The 20,876-nt window shown below is 68.5% G+C and carries 24 protein-coding genes; 16 read left to right on the top strand and 8 right to left on the bottom strand.

The genetic code is table 11. The features are described from left to right. Positions 1–16: 16 nt before the first annotated feature. A complete protein-coding gene (locus DTQ71_RS03360; RefSeq protein WP_109562852.1) occupies positions 17–673 on the bottom strand; it encodes a YggS family pyridoxal phosphate-dependent enzyme in 657 nt (218 codons plus the stop codon). 90 nt (positions 674–763) lie between these two features. Then, the gene (locus DTQ71_RS03365) at positions 764–1,711 is read right to left on the bottom strand and encodes a porin (RefSeq protein ID WP_109562853.1); all 948 of its coding nucleotides are present in this window, start codon (positions 1,709–1,711) and stop codon (positions 764–766) included. A gap of 287 nt (positions 1,712–1,998) precedes the next feature. On the opposite strand from DTQ71_RS03365, the gene DTQ71_RS03370 reads away from it, so the two are divergent. The 4 genes from DTQ71_RS03370 to holA are packed head-to-tail and all read left to right on the top strand — an operon-like array spanning position 1,999 to position 6,595. Continuing rightward, positions 1,999–2,514: a DUF3576 domain-containing protein gene (locus DTQ71_RS03370; RefSeq protein ID WP_407066390.1), complete on the top strand. Its 516-nt coding sequence runs from the start codon at positions 1,999–2,001 to the stop codon at positions 2,512–2,514. A 56-nt stretch (positions 2,515–2,570) separates the two neighbouring features. Beyond that, positions 2,571–5,114 carry a leucine--tRNA ligase gene (gene leuS, locus DTQ71_RS03375; RefSeq protein ID WP_109562855.1) on the top strand — a complete coding sequence of 848 codons (2,544 nt, stop codon included), beginning with the start codon at positions 2,571–2,573 and terminating at the stop codon, positions 5,112–5,114. Continuing rightward, positions 5,101–5,586 carry an LPS assembly lipoprotein LptE gene (gene lptE / locus DTQ71_RS03380; RefSeq protein ID WP_109562856.1) on the top strand — a complete coding sequence of 162 codons (486 nt, stop codon included), beginning with the start codon at positions 5,101–5,103 and terminating at the stop codon, positions 5,584–5,586. The genes leuS and lptE overlap by 14 nt, the downstream gene beginning before the upstream one ends. A gap of 10 nt (positions 5,587–5,596) precedes the next feature. Further along, positions 5,597–6,595 (top strand): DNA polymerase III subunit delta, encoded by a 999-nt coding sequence (gene holA / locus DTQ71_RS03385; RefSeq protein ID WP_109562857.1) that lies wholly within the window; start codon positions 5,597–5,599, stop codon positions 6,593–6,595. A gap of 86 nt (positions 6,596–6,681) precedes the next feature. Here the strand turns inward: holA and DTQ71_RS03390 are convergent, their stop codons facing one another. From DTQ71_RS03390 to nusB, 6 genes are all read right to left on the bottom strand, one after another. Continuing rightward, the gene (locus tag DTQ71_RS03390) at positions 6,682–7,614 is read right to left on the bottom strand and encodes a 2-hydroxyacid dehydrogenase (protein ID WP_109562858.1); all 933 of its coding nucleotides are present in this window, start codon (positions 7,612–7,614) and stop codon (positions 6,682–6,684) included. A gap of 61 nt (positions 7,615–7,675) precedes the next feature. Beyond that, on the bottom strand, positions 7,676–8,149 hold the full coding sequence (locus DTQ71_RS03395; protein ID WP_109562859.1) for a methylated-DNA--[protein]-cysteine S-methyltransferase: 474 nt from the start codon (positions 8,147–8,149) through the stop codon (positions 7,676–7,678). Further along, positions 8,146–9,087, bottom strand: a complete 942-nt coding sequence (locus DTQ71_RS03400) for a 2-hydroxyacid dehydrogenase (protein WP_109562860.1) — start codon at positions 9,085–9,087, stop codon at positions 8,146–8,148. Before DTQ71_RS03400 ends, DTQ71_RS03395 begins: the two co-directional genes overlap by 4 nt. After that, positions 9,084–9,413 (bottom strand): tRNA-binding protein, encoded by a 330-nt coding sequence (locus DTQ71_RS03405; protein ID WP_109562861.1) that lies wholly within the window; start codon positions 9,411–9,413, stop codon positions 9,084–9,086. The genes DTQ71_RS03400 and DTQ71_RS03405 overlap by 4 nt, the downstream gene beginning before the upstream one ends. Next, on the bottom strand, positions 9,410–10,201 hold the full coding sequence (proC, locus tag DTQ71_RS03410; protein ID WP_109562862.1) for a pyrroline-5-carboxylate reductase: 792 nt from the start codon (positions 10,199–10,201) through the stop codon (positions 9,410–9,412). Before proC ends, DTQ71_RS03405 begins: the two co-directional genes overlap by 4 nt. A 200-nt stretch (positions 10,202–10,401) precedes the next feature. Continuing rightward, positions 10,402–10,878, bottom strand: a complete 477-nt coding sequence (gene nusB / locus DTQ71_RS03415) for a transcription antitermination factor NusB (protein WP_109562863.1) — start codon at positions 10,876–10,878, stop codon at positions 10,402–10,404. Positions 10,879–11,101: 223 nt separating this feature from the next. On the opposite strand from nusB, the gene coxB reads away from it, so the two are divergent. The 12 genes from coxB (at position 11,102) to DTQ71_RS03475 (ending at position 20,835) form a co-directional block, all read left to right on the top strand. Further along, entirely contained in the window at positions 11,102–11,971 is an 870-nt protein-coding gene (coxB, locus tag DTQ71_RS03420; RefSeq protein ID WP_109562864.1) for a cytochrome c oxidase subunit II, read from the top strand. A 4-nt stretch (positions 11,972–11,975) separates the two neighbouring features. Continuing rightward, positions 11,976–12,917 carry a heme o synthase gene (gene cyoE, locus DTQ71_RS03425; RefSeq protein ID WP_109562865.1) on the top strand — a complete coding sequence of 314 codons (942 nt, stop codon included), beginning with the start codon at positions 11,976–11,978 and terminating at the stop codon, positions 12,915–12,917. Continuing rightward, positions 12,917–13,105 (top strand): hypothetical protein, encoded by a 189-nt coding sequence (locus DTQ71_RS03430; RefSeq protein WP_109562866.1) that lies wholly within the window; start codon positions 12,917–12,919, stop codon positions 13,103–13,105. The genes cyoE and DTQ71_RS03430 overlap by 1 nt, the downstream gene beginning before the upstream one ends. After that, positions 13,102–13,692 carry a cytochrome c oxidase assembly protein gene (locus DTQ71_RS03435; protein WP_109562867.1) on the top strand — a complete coding sequence of 197 codons (591 nt, stop codon included), beginning with the start codon at positions 13,102–13,104 and terminating at the stop codon, positions 13,690–13,692. Before DTQ71_RS03430 ends, DTQ71_RS03435 begins: the two co-directional genes overlap by 4 nt. Positions 13,693–13,702: 10 nt before the next feature. Continuing rightward, positions 13,703–14,515 (top strand): cytochrome c oxidase subunit 3, encoded by an 813-nt coding sequence (locus tag DTQ71_RS03440; RefSeq protein ID WP_109562868.1) that lies wholly within the window; start codon positions 13,703–13,705, stop codon positions 14,513–14,515. Positions 14,516–14,611: 96 nt separating this feature from the next. Beyond that, positions 14,612–15,268 carry an SURF1 family protein gene (locus DTQ71_RS03445; RefSeq protein ID WP_109562869.1) on the top strand — a complete coding sequence of 219 codons (657 nt, stop codon included), beginning with the start codon at positions 14,612–14,614 and terminating at the stop codon, positions 15,266–15,268. 9 nt (positions 15,269–15,277) lie between these two features. Further along, a complete protein-coding gene (gene thrC, locus DTQ71_RS03450) occupies positions 15,278–16,663 on the top strand; it encodes a threonine synthase (protein ID WP_109562870.1) in 1,386 nt (461 codons plus the stop codon). Then, positions 16,660–17,919 (top strand): M16 family metallopeptidase, encoded by a 1,260-nt coding sequence (locus DTQ71_RS03455; protein ID WP_109562871.1) that lies wholly within the window; start codon positions 16,660–16,662, stop codon positions 17,917–17,919. Before thrC ends, DTQ71_RS03455 begins: the two co-directional genes overlap by 4 nt. After that, positions 17,919–18,494 carry a GNAT family N-acetyltransferase gene (locus DTQ71_RS03460; RefSeq protein ID WP_109562872.1) on the top strand — a complete coding sequence of 192 codons (576 nt, stop codon included), beginning with the start codon at positions 17,919–17,921 and terminating at the stop codon, positions 18,492–18,494. Before DTQ71_RS03455 ends, DTQ71_RS03460 begins: the two co-directional genes overlap by 1 nt. A gap of 204 nt (positions 18,495–18,698) precedes the next feature. Next, positions 18,699–19,556 (top strand): S-methyl-5'-thioadenosine phosphorylase, encoded by an 858-nt coding sequence (locus DTQ71_RS03465; protein WP_109562873.1) that lies wholly within the window; start codon positions 18,699–18,701, stop codon positions 19,554–19,556. Further along, positions 19,553–20,209 carry a DUF2927 domain-containing protein gene (locus tag DTQ71_RS03470; protein WP_109562874.1) on the top strand — a complete coding sequence of 219 codons (657 nt, stop codon included), beginning with the start codon at positions 19,553–19,555 and terminating at the stop codon, positions 20,207–20,209. Before DTQ71_RS03465 ends, DTQ71_RS03470 begins: the two co-directional genes overlap by 4 nt. Before the next feature lie 89 nt (positions 20,210–20,298). After that, positions 20,299–20,835: an adenine phosphoribosyltransferase gene (locus tag DTQ71_RS03475; RefSeq protein WP_109562875.1), complete on the top strand. Its 537-nt coding sequence runs from the start codon at positions 20,299–20,301 to the stop codon at positions 20,833–20,835. Positions 20,836–20,876: the final 41 nt, after the last annotated feature.

Here is a 20,876-nt window from a genome sequence, read left to right on the forward strand (position 1 = left end):
CCAGGTAGGGCGGGGGTTACCCCGCCGTCTCCCGCGCGCCGAAGATCGCGGAGCCCACGCGGATATGGGTCGCGCCCTTGGCGATCGCGGTCTCGAAATCGGCGCTCATGCCCATCGACAGGCCCGAGAGGCCGTTGCGCGCCGCCATGTCGGCGAGCATGTCGAAATGCGGGCCGGGATCGGCGTCGGCGGGCGGGATGCACATCAGTCCGGCGACCGGCAGGTCCAGGGCGCGCACGTCGCGCACGAAGGCATCGACCTCGTCCGGCGCGACGCCCGCCTTTTGCGGTTCGGCCCCGGTATTGACCTGGAGGAACAGATCCGGCGTGCGCCCGACCTCCTGACCGATATCGGCGATGCGTCGGGCGAGTTTGAGCCGGTCGACGGAGTGGATGGCGTGGAACAGCTCCACCGCGGGCCGGACCTTGTTGGATTGAAGCGGGCCGAGCAGGTGGAGTTCGACGCCCGCATAGGTCTCCATCCAGGCGGGCCATTTTCCCTGCGCCTCTTGGACGCGGTTCTCGCCGAAGATCCGGTGGCCTGCATCCAGGACGGCGGTGACCCGGTCGGCGGGCTGCACCTTGGAGACGGCGATCAGCGTGATCTCGGCCGGTGATCGGCCAGCGGCGGCGCAGGCGGCGTCGATGCGGGATTGGATGGCGGCGAGCGACATGGGGGCCTCCGGCGACAAGCGGGCCTCCTATGTCGGATACGAAAAGGGCGGGCACAAGGCCCGCCCTTCCGTGAACATGATCCTGGTGGATCAGAAGCTCATCGCAACACCCAGCGAGTAGGTGTCGAAGCTGTCGGCACCGTCCGGGTCGTTGTAGCCGTAGCCGAACTGGATGACGGCGCCGCCGCCCAGGTCGTAACCGGCGGTCAGGCCGAAGCCCTCGTCGTCGCCACCGCCATCGTAGTCGTACACGCCGTAGTTAGCGTGCAGCGAGATCGCGCCCGTGGTGTAGCCGACGCCGATGCCGACGTGATCGTAGTCACCGGCGCCGCCGCCGTCGACGTCGAAGTTCATGTAGGACAGGCCGGCGGTGAAGCCGCCACCGAAGGAGCCATTGGCCGACAGCGCGAGCACGTCAGCGATGTCCGAACCCTGGTAGCCGAGGCCGAGGTTGATGGACGAACCACCGAGGTCGAGGCCATAACGGAAGCCGATGCCGAAGGCGGTGTCGTCGCCGGCGTCAGCGCCAACGCCCGGGATCTGCTCGGCCGACACGGCGACGCCGAAGTCACCGAACGAGTAGTCGTAGCGCAGAACCTGGCCGTCGGAGTTGCCCAGCGAGCCATCGTGACCGGCGTTGCCGTTGTAGCCGATGTGCTCTTCGTTGTCGACGATCGAGCCGGAGTTGAACAGAACCTCGGTGACGGCCCAGTCCAGAGCGCCGTCGGTGTCGCCCATCGTGATGGTGCCGAAGTTGCCCGACAGGAAGATGGTCTCACCGCCCTGGGTGTCGCCGTCGAAGGCGGGCGACGGATCGCCGTCGGACTCGTCGAGGTCGATCGACGCGCCGAAGGTCAGGCCGTTGTCGGTCTCACCGGACATGGTGAACGTGACGTCGATGTCGGTGTGGAACTGGGTGTCCACATCGGTCGCGCCGAAGAAGCCCATTTCGGCGAAGCCGCTGACGGCCACGCCCTGCGCCGCGGCGGCGCCGGTGAAGGCAACCAGGGCGGTCGAGGCGAAGAGGATGGATTTCATTTTGATCCCTCAAGTGTTCGAAGTCGTCCCCATCACGTGAATCGCGCTGGGCGTGACGGTGGTTTGGACCCATCGCCCGGCGCCTTCAAGAAAGGCCCGCAAGCCCCCCCGGTTTCGCCGCCCCACCGGTGCAGTCTTGCCACAGTGCGGCCCCCGGCCCAGCGAGGATTGGGGCCCGCGACTGCCCAGACCCTATAAATAGGCGTGTTCCAGAGCCTTGTGAGCCCTGCCCGCCATAGGCTAGGCAGGACGCAAGAGAGCAGGGTTGCGAGGGCGGCATGGCGGCTATGACTGGCGCGGGACTGAGGCGCGGCGCGCGGGGAATCGCGGCGACCTGCGCCCTGCTGATTCTGGCCTCCTGCGGGGGCGGCACGTTCTTCGGTCAGACCCGGGAAGAGCGGATCGCCAATCAGGAGAACCCCGCCACCCTCGCCCGGGACGCGCGCCGCAACCGCACCCAGTCCTCGGTCTTCGACCTGTTCAGCAATTCCGACGATCCGAACACCACAATCGAGGTGAACAAGTATCTCTGGGCGGCTTCGCTCGACGTGCTGTCCTTCATGCCGGTGCAGAACGCCGATCCGTTCTCCGGGATCATCCAATTCGGCTTTGCCGCGCCGCCGGGCGGCGGGCGCGCCTATCAGGCGACGGTCTATGTGCGAGACCCCGCGCTCGATGCCCGGTCGCTCAACGTCGCGCTGCGGACCCGGAGCGGGGCCGCCCCGCGCGAGACGCAGCGGGCCATCGAGGACGCCATCCTGACCCGCGCGCGTCAGCTCCGTATCCAGGACAGCCGCCTGTAATTCAGATTTCGCCGTCCGGACCCCTGGGCGGCCCAGACGCCCGAGGACTCCGAAGAATGGACCGCTACGACGCCGCCGCCACCGAACCGAAGTGGCAAGCCGAATGGGACGGCGCGGACCTGTTCCGTGCCACCCGCGACGAACGCCCCAAGTATTATGTGTTGGAGATGTTCCCCTACCCGTCGGGGCGCATCCATATCGGCCATGTCCGCAACTACACCATGGGCGACGTAATCGCCCGTTATAAGATGTCCTGCGGGTTCAGCGTTCTGCACCCGATGGGCTGGGACGCGTTCGGGATGCCCGCCGAGAACGCGGCAATGGCGTCGGGGGGGCACCCCAAGGATTGGACCTACCAGAATATCGACGTGATGCGGGGGCAGATGAAGCCGCTGGGTCTCTCGATCGACTGGAGCCGGGAATTCGCGACTTGCGACCCCGAATATTACGGTCAGCAGCAGGCGCTGTTCCTCGACATGCTGGAGGCGGGGCTGGTTTATCGCAAGCCGGCGGTCGTGAACTGGGACCCGGTCGACATGACCGTGCTCGCCAACGAGCAGGTGATCGACGGGAAGGGCTGGCGTTCGGGCGCGGAGGTCGAGCGCAAGGAACTGGTGCAATGGGCCTTCGCGATCTCGTCGATGGCCGAAGATCTGCTCGAGTCGCTGGGCCGGCTGGACGACTGGCCCGAAAAGGTCCGGTTGATGCAGGAGAACTGGATCGGCAAGTCGCGCGGCCTGGAGATGACCTTCAAGCTGACCGAACCGGCCCATGGCCATGCCGGCATCGACATCTATACGACCCGGCCCGACACGCTGCGGGGCGCTTCCTTCATCGCCATCGCGCCCGAGCATCCGCTGGCCAAGGCCCTGGCCGCCGAGGATGCCGATCTGGCGGCCTTCTCGACCGAGGTCCGCAAGGGCGGAACCACCGAGGAAGCCTTGGAAAAGGCGGAGAAACGCGGCTACGATACCGGCCTGACCGTGGACAATCCGCTGGGCGGGACGCTGCCCGTCTGGGTCGCGAATTTCGTGCTGATGGATTACGGGACGGGTGCGATTTTCGGCTGCCCCGCGCATGACCAGCGCGACCTGGATTTCGCGCGCAAGTATGGACTGCCCGTCATCGACACCTTCGTCGCGATGGACGACGATTCCCGGGTCGAGACCGAGGCCTTCGTGCCGCCCAAGACCGAAAAGGTCCGCTGGATCGACCAGCCCGCCGGCGTGGAGGTCGCCACCGGGCAGGAAGCCATCGACGCGACCATCGACTGGGCCGAGCGCGAGGGGCTGGGCCGCGGCCGGACCCAATTCCGCCTGCGCGACTGGGGCCTCTCGCGGCAACGCTACTGGGGCTGCCCGATTCCGGTCGTGCATTGCGACGCCTGCGGGGTGGTGCCCGAGAAGAAAGAGAACCTGCCCGTCCGCCTGCCCGACGACGTGACCTTCGACGTGCCGGGCAACCCGCTGGACCGCCACCCGACCTGGCGTGACGTGGCGTGCCCCTCCTGCGGCAAGCCGGCCAAGCGCGAGACGGACACGATGGACACCTTCGTCGATTCGTCCTGGTATTTCGCCCGCTTCACTGCGCCGCATGCCAAGACGCCGACGAATCTCGACGACGCCGCCTATTGGATGAATGTCGACCAGTATATCGGCGGGGTGGAGCACGCGATCCTGCACCTGCTCTACTCGCGCTTCTTCGCCCGCGCGATGGTCCGCACCGGCCACCTGCCCAAGGGCACCGAGGAGCCGTTCGACGCGCTTTTCACCCAAGGGATGGTCACCCATCCGGCTTATGTGACCAAGGGCGACAAGGGGCAGCCGGTCTACCATCTGCCGGAAGAGGTCGATATCTCGGCCAAGACGGTCAAGGCGACCGGCGAGACCATCGAAATCGTGCCCGCGATCAAGATGTCCAAGTCCAAGAAGAACGTCGTCGATCCGATGGACATCATCGCTCAATACGGTGCCGACACCGCCCGCTGGTTCGTGATCTCCGATTCGCCGCCGGAGCGGGACTTCGAATGGACGCCCGAAGGGGCCGAGGCCGTGGCCAAGCATCTGGCGCGCGTCCACCGCCTGGCCTCGGACATCCTCCGCGCCGACCGGCCTGCGAATGATGCCGACAAGGAGTTGGAGAAGCAGACGGCGCGGGCCATCCACGAGGTCACCCAGGGCATCGAGGGCTTCGCCTTCAACAAGGCGGTGGCCAAGCTCTATGAATTCACCAACACCCTGCACCGTTCGGACGCGGGCGCCGAGGCGCGGCGGACCGCGATGAAGGTGCTGGCGCAGCTGATGGCGCCGATGGTTCCTCATCTGGCCGAGGAAATCTGGTCGATGCTGGGCGGTGAGGGCTTCGTCGTGACCGCGCCCTGGCCCGTGGCCGATCCGGCGCTGCTGGTGGACGACACGGTGACGCTGCCGATCCAGATCAACGGCAAGCGGCGCTCCGAGCTGGTCGTGGCCAAGGACGCGCCCAAATCCGAGGTCGAGGCGCTGGCGCTCGCCGATCCGGCGGTGGTGCGGGCGCTGGACGGGGCGCAGCCCAAGAAGCTGATCGTGGTGCCCGGACGGATCGTGAATGTCGTGGTCTAGGCGGACGCTCGTCGCCTCCGCCCTCTGGGCGTCGCTCCTCGCCGGGTGCGGCTTCGCTCCGGTCTACGGGCCCGGCGGCGGTGCGCGCGCCTTGCGGGGGGCGATTCGCGTGGCCGATCCGGAGACCGAGTTCGGCTTCGACTTCGTCACCCGCTTCGAGGAGCGGATCGGGCGGCCCGACGCGGCGCGCTTCGCGCTGGACTGGACCCTCTCGGTGAAGGAGCGGGAACTGGCCATCGACGATGAGAACACGATCACGCGCTTCAACCTGGAGGGGACGCTGGCCTGGCGGCTGACGCCGCTCGGGGCGGAAGACCCGGTGCTGACGGGGCGCGAATCGAGCTTTACGAGCTATTCGGCCACCGGCTCGACGATTTCGACGCTGGAATCGCAGCAGGATGCGGAGCAGCGGCTGGCCGTGATCCTGGCCGACGCCGTGGTGGCGCGGTTGCTGGCCTCGGATCTGACGTGAAGGCGGTGTCATGAACCTGCGCGGCGCGCAGGCCGCGCGCTTCTTCGCCAAGCCCGACCCGGGGACGGCGGGCGCGCTGATCTACGGCGCTGACGCCATGCGGGTCTCCCTGCGCCGTCAGGAGCTGATCGCCGCCCTGGCCGGGCCGGACGCCGAGGCCGAGATGCGCCTGACCCGGATGAGCGGCGCTGAGGCCAAATCCGACCCGGCCTCTGTCACCGATGCGGTCAAGGCGGTGGGCTTCTTCCCCGGACCGCGCGTGGTGCTGGTCGATGGGGTGACGGAGCTTCAGGCCCAGCCGGTGCTCGCGGCGCTGTCGGATTGGGCGGTGGGTGACGCGGCACTCGTGGTGACGGCGGGGGCGCTGAAGAAGACGTCGAAGCTGCGCAAGGCGTTCGAGTCCCATCCCTCCGCGGTCGCCGTCGGGCTTTATGACGACCCCATGAGCGCGGAGGAGGTCGCGGCGGCCATCGCCGCCGAGGGGATCGACGTCACGCCCGAGGGACGCAGGGGGATCGAGGCTCTCGCGGCCACGCTGGATCCGGGCGACTTCCGTCAGGTGCTCACCAAGATCGCGCTCTATGCGGGCGAGGAAGAGGTCGGACCCGAGGCGGTGCGACTGATGGCGCCGGCGACGCTGGAGGCGGGGGCCGATGAGGTCATCGCCGCCGCCGCCGATGGGCGCGCCGCGGCGATCGGCCCGCTGATGACCCGGCTCGCGGGGCAGGGGGTGACGCCGGTGACGCTGGTGATCCAGGCGACGCGGCATTTCCAGCAGCTGCACATGGCGGCGGTCTCAGGCGGCGTCGGGGCGCTCCGCCCCCCGGTCTACGGCGCTCGTCGCGACGCGATGGAGCGGCAGGTCCGCGACTGGGGCGCGCGGCGCCTGGAGGCGGCCTTGGCGCTGCTGATGGAGACGGATCTGACACTGCGGTCCTCTTCGCGCGCCCCCGCGATGGCGGTGATGGAGCGCGCCTTGATCAAGCTGTCGATGATGGGGCGGGGCTAGAGGCGCGCCGTCCCACACCGCCGCGCCTGGGGGCGCGGGCGGGATTTGAGTATTTCTGGCCAGAAGAAGGAGCGCGGGGCGCGCGATCAGGCCAGGGCCTCGCTGCGATCGACGAGATGGAGCAGCGGCTCGCCCGCCTCGCCGCGGCGGATGTTCTCGGCCAGGGTGCGGGCCGCGCTGGCGGGCCGCGTGGTCGAGGCGATATGCGGCGTGACCGTCACCTTAGGGTGCGACCAATAGGGGGCGTCCTCGGGGAGGGGTTCGACCCGGAAGGCGTCGAGGGTCGCATGGCCCAGCCGCGGCAGGGCCGCCAGCAGCGCCGCATCGTCAATCAGCGCGCCGCGTCCGGGGTTCAAGAGAACCGCGCCGTCCCGCATCAAGGAGAGCCGTTCCGCGTTCATGAGGTTCTCGGTCGAGCGCGTATGCGGGGTCAGCAGCACGACGATATCGGCGCCCTCCAGTGCGACGCGCAGCCCGTCCTCGTCGGTCAGCGACCGCACGCCGGGCACATCCTTGACGCTGCGCGACCAGCCGGTGACCGGGAAGCCCAGATCCCGCAACGCCTTGGCGCAGGCAGTGCCGAGCACGCCCATGCCCAGCATCGCCACCGGCCGGTCGCGGGTGAGCGGCGGCGGCGTCGGATCCCACGGCGCCCCATGGATATGCGCGTCCATTCCCAGATGGTGGCGCAGCACATGGCCCGTGACCCATTCGACCATGCCTTGGGTCAGGTCCGGGTCGACCATGCGGGCGAGGGGGGCGGTCAGGGTCCGGTTGCCCTCCACGTTCTCGACGCCGGCCCAGAGGTTCAGGACGCCCTTGAGCCTGGTGTAGGGCGTGAAGTCCTGGAGCGGGGAGGAGGGCGCGTAGATCACCCAATCCACCGTCGCCGGGTCGGGGGCGTCGGAAAGCTGGAGGATCTCGTGGTCGACCCCGGCCGCCTCCAGGGCGGCGGGCAGAACCTGGGCGTAGTTTTCCCAGCTCTCGGAACTGGCGGCGAAGAGGATACGGGTGGTCATGCGCCCGGTTTAGGCGCTCCCGCGGGGGAGGGGAACCGGCTTGCGAACCGGCGGGGTGCTGTCACAGCAGGCGGGGCTGGCGCTGCGCCCCTTCGAGTTCGAGCAGCGCGCGCTTGATCTCGGGCGGGCCGGAGAAGCCGCCGAGTCTATCGGCGGCGACGACTCGGTGGCAGGGGATCAGGATTGGCAGCGGGTTGGCTCCATTGGCGCGGCCGACCGCGCGGGTCGCGCCCGGCTGGCCGATGGCGGTGGCGATGTCCTTGTAGGTCGCCGTCTCGCCCATCGGGATCGCTTGGAGCGCGGCCCAGACCCGGCGCTGGAACGGGGTGCCCTCGGGGGCGAGGGGCAGATCGAAGCGCGTGAGGTCTCCCGCGAAATAGGCGCGGAGCTGGGCGCGGGCCTCGGGGAAGGCATCGGAATCGCTCCGCCAGGTGGGATCGGGCGCGTCTCCGGGAAAGCGCAGGTGGGTCAGCGCCGCCTCGCCCGCCAAAAGCAAGGGGCCGAGGGGCGAAGCGACCGAGACGACGCGGGTCACACGGGGTTTGGTGGGGCGCGGCCCTCGGCTATGGCGATGGCGTTGTCGAGCGCCATGCGGCCCATGGCCTCCCGGACTTCCAGCGTCGCGGTGCCCAGGTGGGGCAGCAGCGTGACCGTATCGAGCCGGCGCAGCGCCTCGGGCACATGCGGCTCGTGCTCGTAGACGTCGAGCCCGGCCCCGCCGATCCGGCCCGCCTGGAGCGCGTCGATCAGGGCCGCCTCGTCGATGATGTCGCCGCGCGCGATGTTGACGAGAATCGCATGGGGCCGAATCGCCGCCAGCGCCTCGGCGGCGATCAGGTGGCGGGTCTCGGGGGTGGCGGCCAGCGCGATGCAGACGATGTCGGCGGTGGCACAGACCTCGGCCACGCTGCCGAGTTGCCGCGCGCCGGGGATCTCCTTTTCGGAGCGGTTGTAGAACACCACCTCCATCCCGAACCCCGCGTGGCAGCGATGGGCGATCGCCTGACCGATTCGGCCCATGCCGATGACACCGAGGGTCTTTCCGGTCACGTGCAGGCCCAGCATCTGGGTCGGGTGCCAGCCGGACCAGTCGCCCGCGCGAACGAGACGCTCGCCTTCGGCGGCACGGCGCGCCGTCATCAGGATCAGGGTCATCGCGATGTCGGCGGTGGCGTCGGTGACGGCGCCGGGCGTGTTGGTGACGACCAGGCCCGCAGCGCGGGCGGCGGCGACGTCGATATGGTTGTAGCCCACCCCGAAATTGGCGAGCCCCTTGGCGCGGATCTCGCCGCTGAAGGCCTCGGCGCCCAGCGCGTCGCCGAGCGTGGGCAGCAGCACGTCATGGGTGGCGAGTGCGGCGCGGATCTCGTCCAGATCCATCGGCTGCGTGCTGTCGCGGGTGGTGACGTCGAAATGGGCGCGGGCCGCGTCCATGACGCTGTCGGGCAAAATGCGGGAGACGTGGAGTTTCAATGCATCCGCCCTCCTTCGGGCACGGGCTGATCTGGGGAGAGGAGTACGACCTCGCCATCGGCATCGGGCAGGCCGAGCACGAGAACCTCGGACATGAAGGGACCGATCTGGCGGTGCGGGAAGTTGACCACGGCCAGGACTTGGCGGCCGACGAGCGACTCGGGGGTGTAGTGCCGGGTCACCTGGGCGGAGGTCTTGCGCTCGCCCAACTCGCCGAAATCGATCCACATCTTGATGGCGGGCTTGCGTGCCTCGGGGAAGGGTTCGGCCCGGGTGACGCGGCCGACGCGGATATCGACCTTGAGGAAGTCGTCGAAGGAGATCACCCGCGCAGCTCCCGGGAGCGCTCGGCGGCGGCGGCCACGGTGCGGGCCAGGAGGTCGGGCAGTTCCGGCATCAGCACTTCGAGCCCCGCCTGGGTGGTGCCGTTGGGCGAGGTGACGTTGCGGCGGAGCTCTTCCGGGCTCTCGCCCGTCATCGCCAGCTGGCCGGCGCCTGCGACCGTGGCGCGGGCCAGCCGGAGGGCGAGATCGGGTGCAAGGCCCTGGGCGATCCCGGCCTGGGTCATCGCTTCGATGAGGTGGAAGACGTAGGCCGGGCCGGACCCGGACAGGCCGGTGACGGCATCCATCTGGTCCTCGTGGTCGAGGCGCACGACCTCGCCCACCGCCGACAGGAAGGTCTCGGCCAAGTCGAGATCGGCGGGCGTGGCGGCGGCGTTTCCGACAATCGCCGTGATGCCCTGGCCGATGGCGGCGGGCGTGTTGGGCATGGCGCGGATCAGTCGGATCTGGCCCAGCGCCGCCTCATAGGCGGAGATCGGCGTGCCCGCGGCCACGGTAACGAAGAGCGTGTCGGAGAGGCCGCGCAGGGCGGGCAGGGCCTCCTGCATCATCTGCGGCTTGACCGCGACGACGGTGATCGCAGGGGCGGGGGGCAGCTCAGTGTTGAGGTGCACCCCGGTGCCGCGCAGCCAGTCCGAGGGCGCCGGATCGATCACCGTCACGGCGCCGGGAGACAGTCCCCGGTCGAGCCAGCCCGAGAGCATCGCCGATCCCATCTTGCCGCAGCCCAAAAGCACGACGCCGCGCGCGTTCGTCTCGGTGAAATCCATGGGTCCCTCCCTGTTGCGCCGGTTCTAGGCCGCGGGGCGCGCGGCGTGCAAGCGGGGGGCGCGCCATGCTGCGGCGGGGGGGCGGTGCTGGGAGGGGAGAGGGGGCTCTGCCCCCGCCTTCGGCTCCCCCGGGATATTTGGGCAGGGAAGAAGAGGGGGTTGGGGCTTGGGGCGGAGCGGGAGGGGCCTGGCGTGCTCGGCTAGAGGCGGGCGAAGGCCTTGGCCATGTGGTCGAGCACGGCATTGACGAGGCCGCCTTCCTTGCCCTCGGGGAAGAAGGCGCGGGCGATCTCAACATATTCCGTGATGATGACCTTGGGCGGCGTGTCGCTGATCAGGAGCTCGGCGCCGGCCGCGCGGAAGAGCGCGCGCAGCGTGGGGTCGATGCGTCCCAACGGCCAGCGGTCGACGAGGGCCGCATCGGTGGCGCGGTCGACGCGCACCTGCTCATCGACGGCACCCTCGAGCAGTTTGCGGAACAGGTCGACATCGCCTTCGGAGAGCTGCCCCATCTCCGTGGTCATGCCGAAGCGGTGATCCTCGAACTCCCGGCGCACGCGGTCGGCCCCCTGTCCGGACGCTTCCATCTGGAACAGCGCCTGCACGGCATAGAGGCGGGCGGCGGATCGCATGCGGCGGCGGAGCGCGCGCTTCTCGTCTGGAGAGGGCTCGGACATGGAGCGCGGGTTATGGGGCGCGGCGGGCGGGGTCAAGCGGCGGCACGCTGCTGCGCGCCTGGATGCGGGCCATGCCGATGTGTGCGATCGCATGCGGACTCTGCGACGGATCGACCCTTGGGGCCTTCCTGGGGTTGCCTGACCCCCGCTGCTATGATTTCAGACGGCGAGTTTCAGCGGAGAGTCCTCTCTTCGCGGATCCTGTGCAGCTAGGATGACCGGAATGACCGTCAAGACCCTCCGCGCCGCGCTCGGCGCCGCCACCGCTTCTTTCGCCGCCCTGCCCGCCATGGCGCAGAGCTTCGACTTCGGCGAGCTTCCCATCATCGGCGAGCCGCAGCCCGGTGGCGTCGGCTTCCAGCCGGCGGTGACCTCGCTGGCCCGCGACATCCATTGGCTGGACAGCTTTCTGCTGGTGATCATCACGATCATCGCGCTGTTCGTGACCGCGCTGCTGGCCTGGGTGATCGTGCGCTACAATGCCAAGGCGAACGCGGATCCGGCGCGCTTTACCCATAACTCTCCGCTGGAGGTGACCTGGACGGTCGTGCCGATCCTGATCCTGGTGGGAATCGGCGCCTTCTCCCTCCCGGTGCTCTTCGATCAGCAGCGCATCCCCGAGGGGGACGTGGTGGTGAAGGTCTCGGGCTTTCAGTGGGCCTGGGAATACGAATATCCCGACGAGGACATCTCTTTCCAGAGCTACATGATCGGCGCCGATGCCGGGAACATGCTGACCCCGGAGGTTTCGGCGCAGCTGCAAGAGGCGGGCTATAGCGACGATCAGTTCCGTCTGGCCACCGACACCTCGGTCGTGGTGCCCGTGGGCAAGACCGTCGTGATGCAGGTGACCGCCACCGACGTGATCCACTCCTGGACGATCCCCGCCTTCGGCGTGAAGCAGGACGGCATTCCCGGCCGTCTGGCGCAGCTCTGGTTCGTCGCCGAGGAGGAGGGTGTCTATTTCGGCCAGTGCTCCGAGCTTTGCGGCATCGCGCATGCCTATATGCCGATTACGGTGAAGGCCGTCTCGGAAGAGAAATACGCCGAATGGCTGGAGGCCATGAAGACCGGCGATCTCGTGACCTGGTGATCCGTTGACCGACGCCTCGCTTCATATCCCGACACGCAGCGTCCCCGCCGATCAGGCGGGGCTCGGCGACTACTGGCAGCTGCTCAAGCCGCGGCTGATGTCGCTGTCGGTGTTCACGGCGCTGGTCGGCCTGCTGGTCGCGCCGGGGACGCCGCATCCGATCCTCGGCGCGGCGTCCATCCTTTGGATCGCGCTGGGGGCGGGGGCGTCGGGCGCGCTCAACATGTGGTTCGACGCCGATATCGACCGGGTGATGAAGCGGACGCGCAAGCGGCCCATCCCGGCTGGGCGTGTGGCGCCGGGCGATGCGTTGGCGCTGGGCCTGTTCCTGACGGGCGTGTCGGTCGTGATGCTGGGGCTGACGGCGAACTGGGTCGCGGCCGGGTGGCTGGCCTTCACGATCTTCTTCTACGCCGTGATCTACTCGATGTGGCTCAAGCGGACGACGTCCTGGAACACGGTGATCGGCGGGCTGGCCGGCGCGTTCCCTCCGATGATCGGCTGGGCGGCCGCGACAGGCGCGACGCCGCTGGAGGCGTGGCTCCTGGTCGGGCTGATCTTCATGTGGACGCCGCCGCATTTCTGGGCGCTCGCACTCTTCGTCAAGCTCGACTACCACGAGGCCCGCATCCCGATGCTGACCGTGACCCATGGGCGCGAAGAGACCCGGCGTCAGGCGCTGCTCTACTCGGTCGGTCTGGCCATCGTGTCGATCTGGGTCGCCACGACCTCGATCGGAGGGCCGCTGACGCTGGCGGTGGCGGTCGTTCTGAACGCCGTCTTCGTCAAGCGCGCCTGGGACATGTTCCGCCGCAGCGACGCCGCGAGCGAGGCGGACGGCCATGCCGTCGAGAAGGGGCTGTTCAAATGGTCCCTGTTCTATCTCTTCGCGCATTTCTCGGTCTTCGTGATCGAGGCGGCGCTGGGCCCCTGGGGAGGCTGGTGATGTATAAGGACTCCGCGACCCATATCGAACGCCGAGGACGCAATTTCGGCATTCTGGCGGTTCTGCTGGCCTTCATCGTGATCGTGTTCGGAATCACGGTTGCCAAGATCCAGACCGGCGGCTTCTCCGAAGGCTTCGACCATGTGGCGCGCCCGGCTCTCATCCCGCAGGAGGAGGCGTCCCAATGATCGGTCCATTCCGCAATCTCAGCCCTAACGGCCGGGTCATCGCCATGACCACGTCGACGGTGATCGCCTTTGGCGCGCTCGGCTGGGCGGCGGTGCCGCTCTATGACCTGTTCTGCCGGGTCACGGGCTATGGCGGGACGACGGGGCAGGCGGAGGTCGCCCCCGCTCAGATCCTGGAAGAGACGCGACTCGTGCGGTTCGACGCCTCGCGGGAGCGGGACTTCCCCTGGGAGTTCAAGCCGGTGCAGCGCCAAATGCGGGTCAATATCGGCGCGACCAATATCGCCTTCTACGAGGCGCATAACCCGACGGACCGCCCGGTGGCCGGCACGGCCAGCTACAACGTCGCGCCCTTCGCGACCGGGGCGCATTTCGTGAAGATCGACTGCTTCTGCTTCGAGGAGCAGATCTTGATGCCCGGTGAGACGGTGTCGATGCCGGTGACCTTCTTCATCGATCCGTCGATCCTCGACGACCCCGAGGCGAAGCACATGCCCGAGATCACGCTGTCCTACACGTTCCACGCGATGGACTTGCCCGAAGAATTCGCCGCGCTGGACACGCGCGCGACCCAGACGACCAACTAGGGGACGACCCATGGCCCACGCCAAGAACCACGACTACCACATCCTGCCACCGTCGATTTGGCCGTTCGTCGGCGCCGTCTGCGGTTTCTTCATGCTTATCGGCGCCGTCATCTGGATGTCGCCCAACGTCTCCAACAACCACCCCTGGCTGTTCCTGGCGGGCTTCATCGGCGTGCTCGGCGTGATGGTCGCCTGGTGGACCGATGTGGTGAAGGAGTCGAATGTGGGCGATCACACGCCCGTCGTGCGTATCGGCCTGCGCTACGGCTTCATCTTCTTCATCATGTCCGAGGTGATGTTCTTCGCGGCGTGGTTCTGGTCGTTCTTCAAGCACGCGATCTATCCGATGGGCCCCCAGAGCCCGGCGGTGGACGGCGTCTGGCCGCCGGTCGGGATCGAGACCTTCGACCCCTGGCACCTGCCCCTGATCAACACGCTGATCCTGCTTTGCTCCGGTGCCGCCGCGACCTGGGCGCACCACGCCCTGGTGCATGAGAACAATCGGGAAGACATGAAGTGGGGTCTGATCCTGGCCATCGCGCTGGGCGTGCTCTTCACCGGCTTCCAGATCTACGAATATAGCCACGCGGCCTTCGGCTTTGCCGGGAACATCTACGGCGCCAACTTCTTCATGGCGACCGGCTTCCACGGCGTGCATGTCGTGATCGGGACGATCTTCCTGGCGGTCTGCCTGCTGCGGCTGCAGCAGGGGCATTTCACCCCGGAGAAGCATATCGGCTTCGAGGCGGCGGCCTGGTACTGGCACTTCGTCGACGTGGTCTGGCTGTTCCTCTTCGCGGCGATCTACGTCTGGGGCGCCTGACGGTTCGGTCTGCCGGTTTCTTCCAGGAAACCGGCCAAACCCTTCAAGGGATTTGGGCGGCGCGGTCTTCGCGCCGTTCTCCTTTTTCGAGGTCACATGCGCGTTCTCGTTCCCCTTCTCTTCGGCCTCGTCGGCTTTGCCGTCCTCGTCTCGCTGGGTGTCTGGCAGCTACAGCGCCTGGAGTGGAAGGAGGGCGTGATCGCCCGCATCGAGTCGCGCATCGGCGCGGACCCGGTCCCGCTGCCCGCGGCGCCCACGCCCGAGGCGGATGACTTCCTGCCGGTGACGCTGGAGGGCACGGTCTCGGGGGCACCGCTTCGCGTGCTGGGCGCTTGGCGCGGTGGCACCGGCTATCGGATTGTCGCCCCGGTCGAGACCAGCGGGCGGCGCGTGCTGGTCGATTTGGGTATTGTCCCGTTGGAGACGGGCGCGCTCGACCTCGGTGGCACGGCCCTGACGATCGAGGGGAATCTCGCCTGGCCGGATGAGACGAACTCCTCGACGCCGGTGCCCGACGGGGAGACGTGGTTCGCGCGCGACGTCCCGGCCATGGCGGAGGCCCTGGACACCGCGCCGATTCTGGTCGTCGCCCGGACAGTCACGCCCAATGTCGCTCCCACGCCGTCACCTGTCGGCACCGATGGCATCCCCAATTCGCATCTGGGTTATGCCATCCAATGGTTCGGTCTGGCGCTTGTCTGGGCGGGGATGACAGTGTTCCTGCTGTGGCGTATCACGCGCCGCACCGTTTGAGGGAGTTCCATGCGCTACGTCTCGACCCGCGGCCAGGCGCCGAGCCTTGGTTTCGAGGACACCATGCTGACCGGGCTCGCCCGGGATGGCGGTCTCTACGTGCCCGAGACGGTGCCGGTCCTCTCCGAGGGCGACATCGCCACGCTCGCCGGCTTGTCCTATGAGGAGGTCGCGCAGCGGATCATGTGGCCCTTCGTCTCCGAAGCCTTCGCCGAGGACGAGTTCGCCGAGATGATCGCCCGCGCCTATGCGGGCTTCGGGCACGCCGCCCGCGCCCCGCTCGTGCAGCTGGGGCCGAACCATCACCTGCTGGAGCTGTTCCACGGCCCGACCCTGGCCTTCAAGGACTTCGCGATGCAGCTCATCGGCCAGATGTTCGAGCATGTGCTGACCCGGCGCGGCGACCGCGTGACCATCGTCGGCGCCACCTCGGGCGACACCGGCTCGGCGGCCATCGAGGCCTTCCGCGGTCTCGACGCGGTCGACGTGTTCATCCTCTATCCGCATGGCCGCGTGTCCGAGGTGCAGCGCCGCCAGATGACCACCCCGTCCGAGGCAAACGTCCATGCCCTAGCCCTCACCGGCCATTTCGACGACTGTCAGGCCCGCGTGAAGGACATGTTCAACGACTTCCCCTTCCGCGACCGGGTGGGGCTGGCCGGGGTGAACTCGATCAACTTCGCCCGGGTGTTGGCGCAGGTCGTCTATTACTTCACGTCCGCCGTTTCGCTGGGCGCGCCGCATCGGCCGGTCTCCTTCACCGTGCCCACCGGCAATTTCGGCGATGTCTTCGCGGGGCATATCGCCAAGCGCATGGGCCTGCCGATCGAGAAGCTGGTCGTCGCGACGAACCAGAACGACATCCTGCACCGCTGCCTGACCACCGGGGAATATCGCCCGGGGACGGTCACGCCCTCGATCTCGCCGTCGATGGACATCCAGGTCTCGTCCAACTTCGAGCGCGCGCTGCACCTCGCCTATGGGGGCGACGGCGCTGCCATCGCGCAGCTCATGGACGAGCTGAAAGGCGGCGGGTTCACCGTGTCGCAAGGCGCGCTCCAGGCGCTGCGGGAGGTCTATGTTTCGGGCCGCGTCTCCGAGGAGGAAACCTCCGAGACGATCCAGACCGCGCTGGCCCAGACCGGCGAGCTGCTCTGCCCCCATTCCGCCGTCGGCGTAAAGGTCGCCGAGGCGCTTCTGGGCGCGACCCCCATGGTCACGCTCGCCACCGCCCATCCGGCCAAGTTCCCCGACGCGGTCGAGGCGGCGACCGGTGTCCGGCCCGCCCTGCCGCCCCGGATGGCCGACCTGTTCGAGCGCGACGAGCGCATCACCCGCGTCGAGAACGACCTCGCCGCGGTCGAGGCCGTCATCGATGAAAGGCGCGCCGCATGAGCGTCGAGATCACCCGCCTGTCCAACGGCTTCCGGGTCGTGACCGAGAGAATGCCGTCGATGGAATCGGCGGCCATCGGCATCTGGGTCGGCGCGGGTGGCCGGCACGAAGCCCCCGAGCAGAACGGGATCGCCCATTTTCTGGAGCACATGGCCTTCAAGGGCACCGCCCGGCGCAGCGCGCTCCAGATCGCCGAGGAGATCGAGGATGTGGGCGGCTATATCAACGCCTATACCTCGCGCGAAGTGACGGCCTACTACGCCCGGGTTCTCAGGGGCGACGTGCCGCTGGCGGTCGATCTGATTTCGGACATCGTGCTCAACCCGGTCTTCGACGCGCGCGAGATCGAAGTGGAGCGCGGCGTCATCCTGCAGGAGATCGGGCAGGCGCTCGACACGCCCGACGACATCATCTTCGACTGGTTGCAGGAAGCGGCCTATCCGGAGCAGTCGATGGGCCGCACGATCCTCGGCCCGAGCGAGCGGGTCTCGGCCTTCTCCCGTGCGGATCTGACCCAGTTCGTGAGCCAGCACTACGGGCCCGGCCAGATGATCCTGTCGGCCGCCGGGGCCGTCGATCACGACGCCATCGTCCGGCAGGCGGAGAAGATCTTCGGCGGCCTCCCCGCGATCGCGCAATCCACCCCGGAGGTCAGCCGTTTCCTGGGGGGCGAGGCCCGGCGGGTCAAGGATCTGGAGCAGGCGCATCTCGCTCTGGGCTTCGCCCAGCCCGGCTATCGCGACGAGGGGATCTATACCGCGCAGATCTTCGCCTCCGCCTTAGGCGGGGGCATGTCGTCCCGCCTCTTCCAGGAGGCGCGGGAGAAGCGCGGCCTGTGCTACTCGATCTTCGCCTCGGTCGGCGCCTATTCCGATACCGGGCTGCTGACGATCTATGCGGGCACTGCGGGCGCGGATGTGGGCGATCTGGCGCGCCTGACGATGGACGAGTTGGGCCGCGCGGCCGAGGACATGTCCGAGGCCGAGGTCGCCCGCGCCCGGGCGCAGATGAAGTCGGGGATGCTCATGGGCCTCGAATCGCCGTCCAGCCGGGCGGAGCGGCTGGCCCGCGTCCTGGCCGTCTGGGATCGGGTGCCCCCGCTCTCCGAGGTGGTCGAAAAGATCGACGCCGTCGACGCCGCCGCCGTGCGCGCCCATGCCGCCCGGCTGGCCGGGGCGGCGCCCGCGCTGGCGCTCTACGGCCCCGTGCAGGGCGCGCCGGACGTAGACTCCTTGCGCGCCCGGCTCGCCGCGTGATGCTCGGGCCCCTGCGCAAGACCCGGATCGAGACCGAGCGCATGACGCTGCGCCTGCCGCAGCACGGCGATTACCGCGCCTGGGTCGCGCTGCGGGAAGGCTCCATGGCCTTCCTCCAACCCTGGGAGCCGGAATGGGCCGCAGACCACCTGTCGCGCAAGTCATTCACCAACCGTGTCTATTGGGCGCAGCGCAGCCATAGCCAAGGCACCGCCCTGGCCCTGTTCCTGACGCGCAAGCCCGATGGCGCGCTGCTGGGGGCGATCACGCTCGACAATGTGCGCCGTGGTCCCGCGCAATCGGCGACCATGGGCTATTGGATCGGCCAGCCCCATGCGCGGCAGGGCTACATGGCCGAGGCGATCGAGGCATTGTCTCACCACGCTTTCCGCCGCCTGGATCTGAGCCGTCTGGAGGCCGCCTGCCTGGAGGAGAACGCCGCCTCCCGCGGGCTGCTCGAAAAGTCGGGCTTCAAATACGAGGGCGTCGCCCAGTCCTACCTCCAGATCGCGGGGCGCTGGCGCAATCACGTGCTCTACGCGATGCTCCGGATGGACCGGCGGGGCCGGGTCTAGGTCTCCGAACAGGCCCAAGGCCGCCGCCGCAGGGGCCTATGCGCGCCGCGCCCCCCTCTTCTTCCCTGTTTAAATATCCCGGGGGTCCGGGGGCTGGCCCCCGGTCCCGCCCGCCCGGCAAGCCCTTCCGGCCCAGACGGTGCGACACGCGTTGCCACGAGCCGCCCGGCGCCTATCCTCAGGGAACGCAAGACCGGAGGGCCGATGTCGCCAGTAATCGGAATCGTCGGAGGCTCGGGCCTCTACGGAGTGGACGGGCTCGAAGGGGCCGAATGGCGCGCGGTGGACACGCCCTGGGGGGCGCCCTCGGACGCACTTCTGCATGGGACGCTGGACGGCACGCGGATGGTCTTCCTGCCCCGCCACGGGCGCGGCCATGTCCATACGCCGACCACCGTGCCTTACCGAGCCAATGTCGCCGCGATCAAGGCGGCGGGGGTCACGCATCTCGTCTCCATCTCCGCCGTTGGATCCTTCCGAGAGGAGATGGCGCCCGGCCACATGGTAATCGTCGACCAATTCGTCGACCGGACCGTGGCGCGAGCGGCCAGCTTTTTCGATGCCGGGTTGGTGGCCCATGTCTCGATGGCCGCTCCGGTCTGCGCGACGCTGGCGCAGGCCTGTGCCCGGGCCGCCCGCGCGGCGGGGGCCACCGTCCACGAGGGCGGGACCTATCTGGCGATGGAGGGGCCGCAATTCTCTTCCATGGCCGAGTCGCGCCTCTATCGCGGCTGGGGCTGCGACGTGATCGGCATGACCAACCTGCCCGAGGCGCGTCTCGCCCGCGAGGCGGAACTGCACTACGCGACGGTCGCGATGGTCACGGATTACGACAGCTGGCACGCGGATCACGGCGCCGTCGCCGTCTCGGACGTGATCGCGACGCTGCGCGCCAATGTGGCGACCGCTGCTGCCTTGGTGGCCGCGCTGCCGCAGGAGGTGGGCGGCGGCTGCGGGACCGGCTGCGCCACCGCGCTGGATCACGCCGTGATGACCGCGCCGGAGAAGCGGGATCCGGCCATGGTGGAGCGGCTTTCCGTCATCGCGGGCCGCGTCTTGTGAGGCTGGCTGCCCTGGCGCTGCTCGCGACGCCGCTGGCGGCGCAGGAGTTCGTCGAGGTGCCGGGACGTTTGAGCGACGAGGCATTCTACCGCGCCGTCGCCTGCGGTGCCCCGCCCGAGGGCGCCTGCCGCAAGCCATTCCTGCTCTGGCCCGAAGAGATGCGCGCGGATCTGACCGTGGGGCTCGCCAGCGCACCGGACGACCTGCCCCCGTTTCGCCGCCGGCTCTTCGAGACCGGGGTCGAGGGTGCCATCGCCGAGATCAACGGGCTGGGCGCCGGGCTGCGGTTGCGGCGGGACGATATCGCGCCCGCGATCGAGATTCACATTGTCGACACCCCGCCTTGGGGCGTCATGACCCGCACGGGCGTTCCCCTGCTGGATGGCGCGCTCCTGCCGCTTGCCCTCGTCGTGCTGCGCCCGCGGGAGGGGGCCATCGGCGAGGCTTTGATCGCCATCTCCGCCGAGGCCCGGCGGCGGGAGATCGCATCTGTCCTGCTGGAGGAGATCACCCAGTCCCTGGGCCTGATGACGGATATCGCAGGGCCGGCCTACGACCGCTCGCTATTCTCGGAGACGGGCAATTCCGTCACCCGTCTGACGGGCCAGGACGCGATGGCGGTGCGCCGCCACTATCCCCCTTTCGACGATTGAGGCCGCCTGCGCCTCCGGGCGGCTTGCGCCCCGCCGCGTCATGCGCTTTGCCTCAATCGGCGGCGCCCGCAGTGACCAGAGGATGAGCGATGCAGAAGAAGACCGTTCGCGACTACATCCGCACGATCCCGGACTTCCCCCATGAGGGGATCATGTTCCGGGACGTGTCGACCCTCTTCGCGGATGCGCGCGGGATGCGGCTCTGCGTCGATCAGTTGCTCGCCCCCTTCGCGGGCGAGAAAATCGACGCCGTTGCCGGCCTGGAGGCGCGGGGATTCATCCTGGGCGGGGCGGTGGCGCATCAGTTGGGCACGGGCTTCGTGCCGATCCGCAAGAAGGGCAAGCTGCCCGGCCCGACCTATTCCCAGGACTATGCGCTCGAATACGGGCAGGCCACGGTCGAGGTGCACAAGGATGCCTTGCCTGCGGGATCCAGAGTGCTGCTGGTCGACGATCTGCTGGCCACGGGCGGCACCGCGCAGGCGGGGATCGCGCTGCTGGAGCGGTTGGGCTGCGATGTGATCGGTTGCGCCTTCGTCGTGGACTTGCCGGAGCTCGGGGGGCGGGCCTTGCTGGATCGGATGGGGATGCCGGTCCATGCGCTCTGCGAGTTCGAAGGGATGTAAGAAAATCCGCCGCGCGCCCTCCACGTTAGCTTTTTGGTAAG

Source organism: Jannaschia seohaensis, assembly GCF_900116765.1.
Lineage (GTDB): Bacteria > Pseudomonadota > Alphaproteobacteria > Rhodobacterales > Rhodobacteraceae > Jannaschia > Jannaschia seohaensis.

Coding starts and splice junctions, on each gene's coding strand:
- DTQ71_RS03360 (WP_109562852.1), bottom strand. CDS start 673: ATGTCGCTCGCCGCCATCCAATCCCGCATCGACGCCGCCTGCGCCGCC.
- DTQ71_RS03365 (WP_109562853.1), bottom strand. CDS start 1,711: ATGAAATCCATCCTCTTCGCCTCGACCGCCCTGGTTGCCTTCACCGGC.
- DTQ71_RS03370 (WP_407066390.1), top strand. CDS start 1,999: ATGACTGGCGCGGGACTGAGGCGCGGCGCGCGGGGAATCGCGGCGACC.
- leuS (WP_109562855.1), top strand. CDS start 2,571: ATGGACCGCTACGACGCCGCCGCCACCGAACCGAAGTGGCAAGCCGAA.
- lptE (WP_109562856.1), top strand. CDS start 5,101: ATGTCGTGGTCTAGGCGGACGCTCGTCGCCTCCGCCCTCTGGGCGTCG.
- holA (WP_109562857.1), top strand. CDS start 5,597: ATGAACCTGCGCGGCGCGCAGGCCGCGCGCTTCTTCGCCAAGCCCGAC.
- DTQ71_RS03390 (WP_109562858.1), bottom strand. CDS start 7,614: ATGACCACCCGTATCCTCTTCGCCGCCAGTTCCGAGAGCTGGGAAAAC.
- proC (WP_109562862.1), bottom strand. CDS start 10,201: ATGGATTTCACCGAGACGAACGCGCGCGGCGTCGTGCTTTTGGGCTGC.
- nusB (WP_109562863.1), bottom strand. CDS start 10,878: ATGTCCGAGCCCTCTCCAGACGAGAAGCGCGCGCTCCGCCGCCGCATG.
- coxB (WP_109562864.1), top strand. CDS start 11,102: ATGACCGTCAAGACCCTCCGCGCCGCGCTCGGCGCCGCCACCGCTTCT.
- DTQ71_RS03430 (WP_109562866.1), top strand. CDS start 12,917: ATGTATAAGGACTCCGCGACCCATATCGAACGCCGAGGACGCAATTTC.
- DTQ71_RS03435 (WP_109562867.1), top strand. CDS start 13,102: ATGATCGGTCCATTCCGCAATCTCAGCCCTAACGGCCGGGTCATCGCC.
- DTQ71_RS03440 (WP_109562868.1), top strand. CDS start 13,703: ATGGCCCACGCCAAGAACCACGACTACCACATCCTGCCACCGTCGATT.
- DTQ71_RS03445 (WP_109562869.1), top strand. CDS start 14,612: ATGCGCGTTCTCGTTCCCCTTCTCTTCGGCCTCGTCGGCTTTGCCGTC.
- thrC (WP_109562870.1), top strand. CDS start 15,278: ATGCGCTACGTCTCGACCCGCGGCCAGGCGCCGAGCCTTGGTTTCGAG.
- DTQ71_RS03455 (WP_109562871.1), top strand. CDS start 16,660: ATGAGCGTCGAGATCACCCGCCTGTCCAACGGCTTCCGGGTCGTGACC.
- DTQ71_RS03460 (WP_109562872.1), top strand. CDS start 17,919: ATGCTCGGGCCCCTGCGCAAGACCCGGATCGAGACCGAGCGCATGACG.
- DTQ71_RS03465 (WP_109562873.1), top strand. CDS start 18,699: ATGTCGCCAGTAATCGGAATCGTCGGAGGCTCGGGCCTCTACGGAGTG.
- DTQ71_RS03475 (WP_109562875.1), top strand. CDS start 20,299: ATGCAGAAGAAGACCGTTCGCGACTACATCCGCACGATCCCGGACTTC.